We start from the raw sequence: 12,561 nt of genomic DNA, 5'->3' as shown, positions 1-12,561 counted from the left end.
CGCCATGCCCCGGTTCCCGCCGCTTGCCCCTTTCCCCCGCCCGTGCCCCGTGCCACGCTGGCGGCATGACCCACAGCCAGCATTTCCCCGCCGAAGACGGCGCCCGTCTCGCCTATCGCGACGAAGGCGCGGGCCTGCCGCTCCTCTGCCTTCCCGGCCTGACCCGGAGCATGGCGGATTTCGACTATCTGATCCCGCACCTGCCGCCCCTGCGCCTGATCCGCATGGACTATCGCGGTCGGGGCGAAAGCGCCTGGACCGGGCCTGCGACCTACACGGTCGAACAGGAGGGCAAGGATGCCCTGCGGCTTCTCGACCATCTCGGCGTCGCGAAGGCCGCCATCCTCGGCACCTCGCGCGGGGGGCTGATCGGCATGGTCCTGGGCGCGGTGGCGCGCGACCGGGTGCTGGGGTTGTGCCTGAACGACGTGGGGCCCGAGATCGCCCGCGATGGCCTGGCCCGCATCTCAGACTATGTCGGTCGCAACCCTGCGGGACGCACGCTGCAAGGCTATGCCGACCGCCTCTCCCGCAGCCCCGGCTTCGACGGCGTGCCGATAACCCGCTGGCTGGACGAGGCCCGCAAGCTTGTCGTCGAAACCCCGGAGGGCCTGCGCCTCCCCTACGACCCCGCCCTGCGCGAGGCTTTCCTCGCGGCTTTCGACGGTCCGCCGGTCGATCTCTGGCCGCTTTTCGATGCACTTCAAGGCCTGCCGCTGGCCCTGATCCGCGGCGCGAACTCCGACCTCCTGACCCCGGAAACGGCGCAGAAGATGCGCGCGCGCCGCCCCGACATGGGCTTCGCCGAAGTGCCGGGGCGCGCCCACATTCCCTTCCTCGACGAACCCGAGGCCGTCGCCCTGATCCGCAGCTTCCTGAAAGGCCTGGCATGAACATCGACATGATCGAGGCCGCCGCCCGGCGCATGTCCGGCCATGTCCGCCGCACCCCGCTCCTGAATGCGCCGCTCCTCGACAAGGCCGTTGGCAGGCGCATCCTCGTCAAGGCCGAATGCCTGCAAGTGACCGGCAGCTTCAAGGCCCGTGGCGGCTGGTCCGCCGTCTCCGCGCTGCCGCCCGAGGCGCGGGCACGGGGCGTCATCGCCTATTCCTCGGGCAACCACGCGCAAGGGGTCGCCTACGCTGCAGCGCACCACGACGCGCCTTGCGTCATCCTGATGCCCGCCGACGCGCCGCAGGTGAAGATCGCCAATACCCGCGCCTACGGGGCCGAGGTGGTCCTCTATGATCGCGCGTCCGAGGACCGTGACGCCATCGGCGCACGGCTTGCCGCCGACCGGGGCCTGACCCTGATCAAGCCCTACGACGACCCGCAGGTCATCGCGGGGCAGGGCACCGTGGGGCTGGAACTCGCCGAACAGGCGGCCGAGGCCGGGATCGCGCAGGCCCCCGTCTTCGTCTGCTGCGGCGGGGGCGGCCTCTCCTCCGGCATCGCCCTGGCGCTTCAGGCCCGCGCCCCCGGCCTTCGGGTCCGCACCGCCGAACCGCAAGGCTTCGACGACATGACACGCTCGCTCGCCTCCGGCCAGCGCCAGCGCAACGCGGCCCCCAGCGGCTCGATCTGCGACGCGATCCTCACCCCCACGCCCGGAGAGCTGACCCTGCCGATCCTCTCCCGCCTCGCCGGCCCCGGCGCCGTGATCACTGACGACCAGGCGCTGCAGGCGATGGCGCTGGCCTTCACCCACCTGCGCATCGTGGTGGAGCCCGGCGGAGCCGCCGCCCTCGCCGCCGCGCTGTTCGGCAAGGACCTGCCCGACACCGTCATTGCCGTCGCCACCGGCGGCAACGTCGACCCCGCCACTTTCGCCACCGCGCTGGACCGTTTCGCGTGACCCTCATCTGGCTCGACGACCTGCGGCTCAACGCCGAGCTTTCCGGCCCGGCCAATGCCCCGCCGCTGGTGCTGATCCACGGCCTCGGCCTCGACCACCGGCTCTGGGGCGCGCTTTTGCCACACCTGCGAACCCGCACCCTCCGCCTCGACCTGCGCGGCCACGGTGACTCCGACACACCCGCGCCTCCCTACGCGATGGGCACGCTCATCCGCGATGTCGAACGCCTGATGACCCATTTCGCTTTCAAGGATGCCGTCGTCCTCGGCGCGGGAGAGGGCGGCCTGATCGCGCAGGGGCTGGCGGCCAAACGGCTCGACCTCGTCCGCGCAATGGTCCTCACTGGCTCCGCAACACGTTTCGCCAATCCTGCGGTCTGGGAAAGCCGCCTCGCCCGGCTGCGCGACAAGGGTCCCGACCTTGACACCGAATGCGCCCAACTCCTCGGCCCGCGCTGGCAGGCTTCGTCGGCACTTGCCCCGACCCGCGCCATGCTCGACCTCACCCGACCCGAAGGCTGGCAAGGCCTCGCCGCCGCTACCGCCACCGCTGATTTCTACCAGACCACCGCCACCCTGAAACTGCCGACCCTGATCCTCGCGGGGGCAGATGACCGCAAGACGCCCCCGGACGTGCAGCGCGAGCTTGCCGACCTGGTCGCCGGGTCGCAATTCCAGCTGCTGCGCGGCGGCAGCCATCTTTCCATGCTGACCCATCCCGATGCCTTCGCCGAGGCGCTGTTCGGATTCCTGACCCGGATCGGCCATTCCTGACGACGCTCAATCGCCGATCTTGCAGTATTCCAGCATGAACAGCCGCCATTGGATAACCGGAAGCGGTCATACTTGATGATTTTCCACATCAGGCAGCGCTCGCTCCGGATTGCAGAGGCAAATGCCCCACCGCCGCACTTGTCCCATCCGCGCCACATCCTGTCGCGAATGAATGGGCCTTCCCGCGCCTTCCCTCCTAGCTTCCTCTTGGTCGAAATACTCCACGGGGGTGCGGGGGTGTGAAACCCCCGCCCCGGCCAGCCAAGGGGGGATGCCGCATGAAACTCAAGGACCTCGAAATCTTCACCGTCGCGCCCCCGTTCCCCGGCTGGGGCGGGCGCTACTGGACCTTCCCGAAGCTCACCACCGACACCGGGATCGTCGGCTATGGCGAATGCTACGCCTCCACCGTCGGCCCCAAGGCAATGCAGGCGGTGATCGAGGATGTCTTCGAACGCCACATGCAGGGCGAGAACCCGGAGAACATCGAGCTGATGTTCCGCCGCGCCTATTCCGCCGGCTTCACCCAGCGCCCCGACCCGACCGTGATGGGCGCCTTCTCGGGGCTGGAGATCGCCTGCTGGGACATTCTCGGCAAGGCGCGCAACCGGCCGGTCCACGCCCTCCTCGGTGGCCGGATGAACGACCGCATCCGCAGCTATACTTACCTCTACCCCGAGCCTGGCCAGGAAAATCCGGACTTCTGGGTCGATCCCGCCGCCGCCGCCGAAGCCGCCCTGCGCTTCATGAACCTGGGCTTCACCGCCGTGAAGTTCGATCCCGCCGGTCCCTACACCATCCGTGGCGGCCACGAGCCCGCGATGTCCGACGTCACCCGGTCGGTCGCCTTCTGCAAGGCGATCCGCGAGGCGGTGGGCGACCGCGTCGACCTTCTCTTCGGCACCCACGGCCAGTTCACCACCCCCGGCGCGATCCGGCTGGGGCGCGAACTCGAACCCTACAACCCGCTCTGGTACGAAGAACCGATCCCGCCCGACAACCTGCTAGAATTCGCCGAGGTCGCCAAATCCGTCCGCGTGCCGCTTGCCACCGGCGAACGCCTGACGACCAAAGCCGAATTCGGCACCCTTCTCCGCGCCGGTGGGGTCAAGATCCTGCAACCGGCCTTGGGTCGTGTGGGCGGCATCTGGGAGGCGAAGAAGATCGCCGCGATGGCCGAGATATTCAACGCCGAGATGGCCCCGCACCTCTACGCCGGGCCGGTGGAATGGGCCGCAAACATCCACCTCTCCGCCTCGATCCCGAACTTGCTGATCGCCGAGACCATCGAGACCGGCGGCGCCTTCCACCAGAAACTGATCAAGAACTCGATCAGATGGGAGGACGGCTACATAATCCCGCCCGAAACCCCCGGCCTCGGCATCGACTTCGACGAGGACGTCGCCCGCGCGCATCCCTATACCGGCACCGCGCTGCATCTGCAGATGCAGGAAGCCCCCTGCGACTACACCCACGGCAACCGCTTCGAAGGCGGTGCGCCCAGCACACCCACCTGACAACCCGCCGTGGCAACGCCGTCCGAGGGGCTCGATGCCCCGAGGACGGCTCTCTTGTCGGAAAAATGGCGGGCCCAGGAGGACTCGAACCCCCAACCTCGGACTTAGAAGGTCCTTGCTCTATCCAGTTGAGCTATGAGCCCGCGTTCCCGCCTTTTGGGGCAGCCGAAAGGATCAGGCAAGCACCTTCGTCATGAAGACGGACATCGGGTCCTCGCGGTAGCCCTCGAACGGCGGGCATTCGACGAAGCCCGCGCGCTCGTAAAGCCGCCGCGCGGGAAGGAACATGGCCTGCGAGCCGGTCTCCAGGCTCAACCGCGTGAAGCCGTCGCTTTGCGCTGCGGCCAACAGGTGATCCAGCATGGTCTTCGACAGCCCGCGCCCGCGCGCCTCGGCCAGCACATGCATCGACTTGATCTCGGCGTGGCCCGCGTCGATCCGCTTGTAGGCCCCCATTCCCAGCGGCTCGCCTGCGTCACGCAGCACGAAGAAGCGGATATCCGGCACTGCCAGCGCGCCCTTGTCCATCATGTGGATCGACTCGGGCGGGGTGTCGGCATGCATGTCGGCGGTATGGCGCTGGAACAGCAGCTCCAGGTCGGGGGTCAGCGGGTGTTCTTCGGCGATGATCATGGGCGGGCTCCTTGGCTCTTTCCTGCCGCGTCCGCAGCGCCGTGACAAGCGGAACGCTGCCGTCCCGCGCAAGCATCGGGCTTGCCCGACGGTTCCTGCCTGTTTTCAGTGCAATCCGGTCGGCCCGAACGGGACACCGAAGGGTCCGCCTCTTGGCGGCGACCCTTTGCATGGCCCGAGCGGCCACCGCGAAGGTCAGGTTCTGCGTTTGCCGGGTTGGCCCGACCCGGACACTGGCCAGCAGGACCGGGTGCTGGATCAGTGCGTCCAGGCGCCCTTGCGGTCGGTGGCGAAGTTCTCGCCGTAGCCGCGCGGGCGGATGATCGCCTTGCGCGGCTTCGGCGCGACCAGGTCAAACTCCAGCCCCTTCTCGGCGGCATAGGCCTCTGCGGCTTCCCGCGTCTCGAACTTCAGCCGCACCTGGGCCTGCGTGTCAGAGGATGAGGTCCAGCCCATCAGCGGATCGACCTCCCGCTCCGACGCCGGGGCGAATTCCAGCACCCATTGGTGGGTCTTGGCGGTGCCGGACTGCATGGCGGTCTTGGCGGGCTGGTAGATGCGGGCGCGCATGGGACAATCCTCCGAAGCTGCGCCCCGTGTTAGCCGAAGCTTTCGGGAAAGCGCAAGCGTCACCTTTGGCAGAAAAGGCTGCCGGTCGACGTCGGGGAGTGTGGGGTGGGGTAGGGTCGACGCCGACCGGCAGCTTCAGTTGCTGCTTGCCCGATCAATCTGGCCGAAATCCCGGCGCAAATCAACCTAAAGTTGTGCCCGTAAGGTGTGCCCGTCTCGCCAGTCACCGTCGCGTCATCCCTCGCGTCGGCCCAACCGAAGGATCTGGTAGCGATTGTAGAGCCGGAAGGCCGCTGCGGTGCGGGTGGTGCCGGTCAGCCTCTGCATCAAATTGTCGCGCCGCTTGCGCGACAGGAACAACCCGACCACTTTCGACAGAGCCCAATGTGCCGTGGGTCGCTTTGAGCCGATCTCGTCCGAAATGCGGGTGACGCCGTGGCCAAGGACATGGAACAACTGCTGTTCCAGGTCGATCGAGGGCGCGACGGCATCGGTGATGTCTTCTTCGGCGTCGACGACGAAGGCCGACGCTGCAACCGCGCCCTGGAACACCGTCAGCCGGTGCCCGCCTCCGGGCTGCGGACCCTCGGCCCGGCGGCCCTGATAGGCCTCGGTGCGGAAGCAGTCGGCGATCAGCACCCTGCCGCCCGGTGCCAGCAGCCGCGCGCATTTCGGCAGGCTTTCCGCCAGCGGGATGTACTGGAAGCTCTCCGAGAAGAGGCAGAGGTCGAAGGGACCGGCCCCCTGAAACGCCTCGAACGTGCATTCGTGGACGATGGCACCCTTCGCCGTCTCGCGGCAGCGCGCGGCCAGGAAGGGCGAGGGCACGACGATCTCGACCGAATGCCCCAACGCGAGCAGTTTCTTCGCCGTCTCGCCCGCCCCACCGCCGATGTCCAGGATGCGCAGGCGACCTTCGGGCAGGTAGCCGAACAGTTTGACCGTATAGGCATCCTGCGCCGACCGCAGGTTGCCCGCCGTCACATCCAGCCCGGTCCACAGCCCGTAGTGCAGGTTCTCCGCGCCGGTCAGCCAGCGGATGAACGCCAGCCCCACATCCAGCCCCACGGCCCGCGTGTCGATCTTCTTCGCCATAGCTCACCTCTGGCCGCGAGCCTTAGCCGCTTGACCGGCATTCGGCAACGGTTTCGCCCGCCCGCGCGGATCACCGCTTGAACTAGAACAAAAACGGATCAAATCTGCCCTGTCCCGACTCCTCCGAAGGCTGCCCGATGCCGCACAACAACAGCAACGCCCTGACCGAACGCCCCGACGTGCTGACCCGGCCCAAGCTGGAGGGTGGTCGCCGCTTTGTCATGTCGACCCCGTTCCAGCCCGCAGGCGACCAGCCTACCGCAATCGTGGAACTGACCCAGGGCGTGAACGCGGGCGAGCGTGACCAGGTGCTTCTGGGCGCCACCGGCACCGGCAAGACCTTCACGATGGCCAAGGTGATCGAGGAAACCCAGCGCCCGGCGATCATCCTGGCGCCCAACAAGACGCTGGCCGCGCAATTATACGGCGAATTCAAGGGCTTCTTCCCGGAAAATGCGGTGGAATACTTCGTTTCCTACTACGACTACTACCAGCCGGAGGCCTATGTCGCCCGCACCGACACCTATATCGAGAAGGAATCCCAGATCAACGAACAGATCGACCGGATGCGCCACTCGGCCACCCGGGCGCTTCTGGAACGCGACGACGTGATCATCGTCGCCTCGGTCTCCTGCATCTACGGTATCGGCTCGGTCGAGACCTATTCCGCGATGACCCAGGACCTCGTGGTCGGCCAGCTCTACGACCAGCGCAAGGTGATGGCGGAACTGGTGGCCCAGCAATACCGCCGCCTGGAAACCGCCTTTCAACGCGGCGCCTTCCGGGTCCGGGGCGACAGCCTGGAGGTCTGGCCCGCCCACCTCGAAGACCGCGCCTGGCGGTTCAGTTTCTTCGGCGAGGAGCTGGAGAGCATCGTCGAATTCGACCCGCTGACCGGCGCCAAGACCGACAATTTCAAACAAATCCGCATCTACGCCAACAGCCACTACGTCACGCCCCGGCCCACGCTGCAGCAGGCGATCAAGGGCATCAAGGACGAACTCTTCCACCGCCTCAAGCAACTGGAATCCGAAGGAAAACTTCTGGAAGCCCAACGCCTCGGCCAGCGCACCCACTTCGACCTGGAGATGCTGGAGGCCACCGGCTCCTGCGCCGGGATCGAGAACTACTCCCGCTACCTCACCGGTCGCGCCCCCGGCGAGCCGCCGCCGACGCTTTTCGAATTCATCCCCGACAACGCCATCGTCTTCGCCGACGAATCCCACGTCTCGGTCCCTCAGATCGGCGGCATGTATCGCGGCGACTTCCGCCGCAAGTTCACTCTCGCCGAACACGGCTTCCGCCTGCCGTCCTGCATGGACAACCGCCCGCTGAAGTTCGAGGAATGGGACGCCATGCGCCCGCAATCCGTCTTCGTCTCGGCCACCCCGGCGGCCTGGGAGATGGAACAGACCGGCGGCGTCTTCACCGAACAGGTCATCCGCCCCACCGGCCTCCTCGACCCTCCCGTCGAAATCCGCCCCGTCGAGATGCAGGTCGACGACCTCCTCGACGAAATCCGGAAAGTGTCAGCGCGGGGCCTGCGCACCCTCGTCACGGTGCTCACCAAGCGCATGGCCGAGGATCTGACCGACTACCTGCACGAACAGGGCATCCGGGTGCGCTACATGCACTCCGACATCGACACCATCGAACGCATCGAAATCCTGCGCGACCTCCGCCTTGGCGCCTTCGATGCGCTGGTCGGCATCAACCTGTTGCGCGAAGGCCTCGACATCCCGGAATGCGGGCTGGTGGCGATCCTCGACGCCGACAAGGAGGGCTTCCTGCGTTCCGAAACCTCGCTGATCCAGACCATCGGTCGCGCCGCCCGCAACGCCGACGGACGGGTGATCATGTATGCCGACCGCATCACCGGCAGCATGGAGCGGGCACTGGCCGAGACAAACCGGCGGCGCGAAAAGCAGGAGGCCTACAACCTGAAGCACGGCATCACGCCGGAGACGGTGAAGAAGAACGTCGAGGATGTGCTGGCCGGTCTCTGGCAGGGCGACACCGACCAGAGCCGTGTGACCACCCGCATCAACAAGCCGATGGTCGGCCAGAACCTCGCCGCCCACCTCGACGCGCTCCGCGCCCAGATGCGCAAGGCGGCCGAAAACCTGGAGTTCGAGGAAGCCGCGCGGCTGCGCGACGAGGTCAAGCGGCTGGAAGCGGTGGAGCTTGCGGTGGCCGACGACCCATTTGCGCGGCAGGAGGCGGTGGAGGAGGCCGTGGAGGAAGCCACGAAGCTGTCCGGCCGCAGCACCGGCGGACGGGCCGGGCAGCGGGGCGGAAAGCGGAGCCGGGGGCGGAGGTAGCGCGCACCACCCGTAGGTCGGGCTTCAGCCCGACTCCCCCAACCACCAGCGCCGACCCATAAAGGGAGAAAGACCATGACTGGAAAAATCCGCATCGGCGTCGGCGGCTGGACCTTTGAGCCCTGGCGCGACAATTTCTACCCCGCAGGCCTGCGCCAGGCCGACGAACTGGCCTTCGCCGCCAAGGCGCTGACCGCCATCGAGGTCAACGGCACCTACTACGGCACCCAGAAGCCGGAAACCTTCGCCAAATGGGCAAGGGAAACTCCCGATAGTTTCGTCTTTGCCCTGAAGGCCCCCCGTTTCGCCACCGCCCGCCGGGTGCTGGCCGAGGGCGGTGAGTCGATCACCCGCTTCCTCGCCTCGGGCTTGACCGAGCTGGGCCCGAAGCTCGGTCCGATCAACTGGCAACTGCCGCCGACCAAGACGTTCGATCCCGCCGATATGGCCGCCTTCCTCGACCTCCTCCCCGACCGGCTCGGGGACCACCCCCTTCGTCACGCCATCGAGGCCCGCCACGACAGCTTCGCCTGCGACGAATTCACCACGCTCCTCCGCGACCGGGGGATCGCGGCCATCCAGGCCGAAGACAGTGACTACCCCCGGATCGACGCCGCCACCGCGTCCTTCGCCTATCTCCGCATCATGGGCACCCGCGAGGACGAACTGCTCGGCTATTCGGGAGGCGACCTCGACCACTGGGCCGCCCGCCTGCGCGACATGGCCCGGACGCGCGAGGTCTTCCTCTTCGTGATCTCCGGCTACAAAGCCGCCAACCCCGCCGCCGCCCAGGCCTTGATCAAGCGACTGTAGGGGGGCCAACCCACCTCCCAGGCATCACTCGATCAGCACGATATCCTCGTCCCCCGCCCGGAACGTCGCGATCTCGCGGCAAGTGACGACCTCGCTCTCCCGCTCCTCCCAGTAGCGCGGATCGGCCAGCACGGCCTCGGGCAATCGCTCCTTCAGGAACAGCCGTCGCTTCTGCCGCTTGACCGTGACCTCGAACCGGTTCGACCGCAGCCGCGCCCCAGGCTTCAGGAAACCCTCGCGCAGCACCTCGGCCCGGTCCTGCAAGCGCCTGATCTCGGCCTTCAGCCGCGCGAATTCGTCCACCGGGTCCATGTTGAACCTCCGCTTTGTCCGAATCCCAGTTTCGTCCGCAGGTGTTGAGACAAGGTAAACGCGGTTCCGCCGTCGGGCTGCTCCGCCGGAGACGCGCTCAGCAGGACGTGATCGGCGCGATGTGGCTTATCGCTTTGAAGTCAAATTTTTGCCAATTATCTTGGCTATGCAGTGGTTCGGTGCAATTGTGTTGGAATTTGCATTTTACAGGCGCGGCAGATGGATTTTCAGAAGCTTCAGGCGACGGCGGTTGTCCGCAGGAATTCGATCGCTTTCGTTGAGACGTTGTTCTCGCTCTATGCCGAGCGTCGCCCGCTTGTCCTGGTGTCCGGCGAATCGCAGGCTGCAGAGCTTCCCGGCTTGGAGATCACCCGCACCATCGACCCAGGCGAGCGGACCGGCTGGTTCACGGCCCGACATCCGGCGATCCTGGACGACCTGCCCGCCCAGGTAAGCTACACCTCCGGCACCGAGGGGTTGCCGAAGGGCATCCTGCTGACCCATCGCAACCTCGGCTACACCACCGAGCGCATTGTCGAAGAGATGCAGCTGACCGACGAGGTCCGCGAATACGTCGGCGTTCCGGCCACGTTCAGCTTCGGGATGGCACGATTCCGCGCGGTCAGCGCAGTCGGGGGCAAGTCGTACATGCCGCCTCGCGGCTTCGACCCGCTGGAGCTGGCACGGATGCTGGCGTCAGGCGAAGTGAACTCCCTGTCGGCCGTGCCGACTCTTCTGCGCATCCTTCTGGCCGATCCGAAGATCATCGGCGACGCCGGGGCCCGGCTCCGCTGGATGGAGATCGGCTCGCAGCACATGACGGGCGACGAAAAGCGCCGCATCCGGGCGATGTTCCCCAACGCGCTGATCGTCCAGCACTATGGGCTGACCGAGGCGTCGCGCAGCACGTTCCTGCAGATTTCCGGCGCCTCGGACGGCATGCTCGATTCGGTCGGCCGACCAGTCGGTGAGGGCGAAGTGCAGCTTTCGCCTGACGGGCGCATCCGGATTCGTGGTCCGCAAGTCGCCCGATCGCGCATCGACGCCGAAGGCCTGCATGACCTGACCGATGCCGAGGGATGGCTGCAGACCAATGACCTTGGCCACCTGCGCGACGGCTACCTGTACTTCGACGGCCGGGCCGATGATCTGATCAATTGCGGTGGGCAGAAGGTCGTCCCCGACCAGCTTGAAGAACGCATCCGGGCGCGTCTTCCATCGGATGCGCAGCTTGCCGTGGCCAAGGTTCCCGACCTCCAGCGCGGAGATGGGGTTCTGGTTGCCATCGCGGGCGAGGGCGCCCCGGTCGCAAGAGTGAAGGAGGCCGCTACGGCCGCCTTGCAGGAGATGGGGATTTCCGCAGGGAGCGCGCTGCATGTGATGGCGCTCGATGCCCTGCCGGTGACGGGAACCGGCAAGGTCCAGCGCCGGATCCTGGCCGAAGAGTTCGCCCTGCGGCAGACGACTGCGCCCGCCCCGACAGCCGTCGAGCCGGGCGAGATCGGCGATGTGCCGGCGCTCTTCCGGCACGAATTCCCGGGACAGGAGGTCCTGCCCGGCGACACGTTCGAGACGCTCGGCGGCGACTCGCTGCATTACATCCAGTTCTCGCTGGCCTTCGAAAGCAGGTTCGGCCAGTTGCCGGACGGCTGGGAGCGGATGAGTGTGTCCGAGTTGCAGGACCTGTCCGAGACGAAGAACGCTTCGACCTGGCGTCGTCTTGAAACGGTCACGCTTACGCGGGCGTTCTTCATGATCTGCATCGTGGCCCTGCACACGCAGGCCTTCGTCTACAGCAGCAACTGGGGAGCGGCCTATTTCCTTGTGCTTCTGGCGGGCTACTCCGTCGCCCGCTTCCAGCTGCCCGAGATCATCCGTTCCGGCAGCGTGCGCACGCTTCTGGGCACAATCCGCTATGTCGCCGTGCCGGCGATCCTGATGGACGTCTTCCTCGAACTGTTCATCACCCGCAAGTTCGAGCTGCCGTCACTGTTGCTGGTGTCGAACTATGTCCCCCCTCACGATATCAAAGGCTACACCTTCTACTTCATCGAATTCTATTTGCAGTTGCTGATCTTCGCCGCGCTGCTGTTTTCATTCCGCCGCGTGCGCGAGGCATTCCGCGAAAGGCCGCTGCTCAGCGCGTTCATTCTGTTCCTGATCATGGTGGCTATCGACCGGACCATCGAGCATTTCTGGGACGGCAATTGGAACTACCACCGGAGCCCGTGGAATTACGGCTGGTGTTTCGCCCTTGGCATGGTGATCGCGGCGGCCAAGGATGCACGCTCACGCCTGTTTGTACTTGGCCTGTCGCTGGTCGCTGTCTTTGCGGCTTGGCACCTTACCTCGGCCGCCTACTATGTGGGTGGTGCATGCATCTTGATCATCTTCGTGCAATCACTGCTGGTGCCTGCCTGGGTCAAGATTGTCGTGGCCGAGATCGCGGGCGCTTCCATGTTCATCTATCTGACCCATTTCCAGGTGATCAGGCTGATGGGGAAGGCATTTGGAGAGCCTCACCCCTGGCCAAGCCTGGTCCTCGCGATCCTGTTCGGCGTCGCGTCGATGCGCGTCTACGCCTCGATCGACCGGAAGGTATTGCAATCCCGGCTCCTGGCCTGGACCATGCGGCGCGAGCCTTCTGCGGGATGACGCCTGCCACTGCCCGA

The 12,561-nt window shown here is 66.3% G+C and carries 12 protein-coding genes and 1 tRNA gene; 7 read left to right on the top strand and 6 right to left on the bottom strand.

Going from position 1 to position 12,561, the window contains the following annotated elements; genetic code table 11:
- Positions 1-65: 65 nt before the first annotated feature.
- From ACE3P6_RS17670 to ACE3P6_RS17655, 4 genes are all read left to right on the top strand, one after another.
- Positions 66-893 carry an alpha/beta fold hydrolase gene (locus tag ACE3P6_RS17670; RefSeq protein WP_374397684.1) on the top strand — a complete coding sequence of 276 codons (828 nt, stop codon included), beginning with the start codon at positions 66-68 and terminating at the stop codon, positions 891-893.
- On the top strand, positions 890-1,855 hold the full coding sequence (locus ACE3P6_RS17665; RefSeq protein WP_374397682.1) for a threonine/serine dehydratase: 966 nt from the start codon (positions 890-892) through the stop codon (positions 1,853-1,855). Before ACE3P6_RS17670 ends, ACE3P6_RS17665 begins: the two co-directional genes overlap by 4 nt.
- A complete protein-coding gene (locus ACE3P6_RS17660; protein ID WP_374397680.1) occupies positions 1,852-2,628 on the top strand; it encodes an alpha/beta fold hydrolase in 777 nt (258 codons plus the stop codon). The genes ACE3P6_RS17665 and ACE3P6_RS17660 overlap by 4 nt, the downstream gene beginning before the upstream one ends.
- Before the next feature lie 278 nt (positions 2,629-2,906).
- Positions 2,907-4,145 (top strand): mandelate racemase/muconate lactonizing enzyme family protein, encoded by a 1,239-nt coding sequence (locus tag ACE3P6_RS17655; RefSeq protein WP_374397678.1) that lies wholly within the window; start codon positions 2,907-2,909, stop codon positions 4,143-4,145.
- Between the two features lie 66 nt (positions 4,146-4,211).
- On the opposite strand, the gene ACE3P6_RS17650 is transcribed toward ACE3P6_RS17655, so the two are convergent.
- The 4 genes from ACE3P6_RS17650 to ACE3P6_RS17635 form a co-directional block, all read right to left on the bottom strand.
- A tRNA-Arg gene (locus tag ACE3P6_RS17650) sits at positions 4,212-4,288 on the bottom strand.
- Between the two features lie 31 nt (positions 4,289-4,319).
- Positions 4,320-4,778, bottom strand: a complete 459-nt coding sequence (locus ACE3P6_RS17645) for a GNAT family N-acetyltransferase (RefSeq protein WP_374397676.1) — start codon at positions 4,776-4,778, stop codon at positions 4,320-4,322.
- A 258-nt stretch (positions 4,779-5,036) separates the two neighbouring features.
- The gene (locus tag ACE3P6_RS17640) at positions 5,037-5,348 is read right to left on the bottom strand and encodes an ETC complex I subunit (protein ID WP_374375911.1); all 312 of its coding nucleotides are present in this window, start codon (positions 5,346-5,348) and stop codon (positions 5,037-5,039) included.
- A gap of 234 nt (positions 5,349-5,582) precedes the next feature.
- Positions 5,583-6,443, bottom strand: coding sequence for a class I SAM-dependent methyltransferase (locus ACE3P6_RS17635; RefSeq protein ID WP_374397674.1), 861 nt, complete (start codon positions 6,441-6,443; stop codon positions 5,583-5,585).
- A gap of 137 nt (positions 6,444-6,580) precedes the next feature.
- Here ACE3P6_RS17635 and uvrB point away from each other — a divergent pair, with 137 nt between their 5' ends.
- Together uvrB and ACE3P6_RS17625 are read left to right on the top strand one after the other, a co-directional pair.
- Complete coding sequence (uvrB, locus tag ACE3P6_RS17630; RefSeq protein ID WP_374397672.1) at positions 6,581-8,764, top strand: excinuclease ABC subunit UvrB; 2,184 nt, start codon at positions 6,581-6,583, stop codon at positions 8,762-8,764.
- A 75-nt stretch (positions 8,765-8,839) separates the two neighbouring features.
- Positions 8,840-9,577, top strand: a complete 738-nt coding sequence (locus tag ACE3P6_RS17625; protein WP_374397670.1) for a DUF72 domain-containing protein — start codon at positions 8,840-8,842, stop codon at positions 9,575-9,577.
- 24 nt (positions 9,578-9,601) lie between these two features.
- On the opposite strand, the gene ACE3P6_RS17620 is transcribed toward ACE3P6_RS17625, so the two are convergent.
- Positions 9,602-9,889, bottom strand: coding sequence for a hypothetical protein (locus tag ACE3P6_RS17620; RefSeq protein WP_374397668.1), 288 nt, complete (start codon positions 9,887-9,889; stop codon positions 9,602-9,604).
- Positions 9,890-10,093: 204 nt separating this feature from the next.
- Positions 10,094-10,309: a hypothetical protein gene (locus ACE3P6_RS17615; RefSeq protein WP_374397748.1), complete on the bottom strand. Its 216-nt coding sequence runs from the start codon at positions 10,307-10,309 to the stop codon at positions 10,094-10,096.
- Between ACE3P6_RS17615 and ACE3P6_RS17610 the strand changes: the two genes are divergently transcribed.
- Positions 10,214-12,544, top strand: a complete 2,331-nt coding sequence (locus ACE3P6_RS17610) for an AMP-binding protein (RefSeq protein ID WP_374397746.1) — start codon at positions 10,214-10,216, stop codon at positions 12,542-12,544. The genes ACE3P6_RS17615 and ACE3P6_RS17610 overlap by 96 nt on opposite strands.
- Positions 12,545-12,561 lie beyond the last annotated feature (17 nt).

Source organism: Tabrizicola sp., from assembly GCF_041911175.1.
Classification (GTDB): domain Bacteria; phylum Pseudomonadota; class Alphaproteobacteria; order Rhodobacterales; family Rhodobacteraceae; genus Tabrizicola.
Note: the sequence above shows the minus strand (reverse complement) of the source record. Positions and strands in the feature narration are given on the sequence as shown.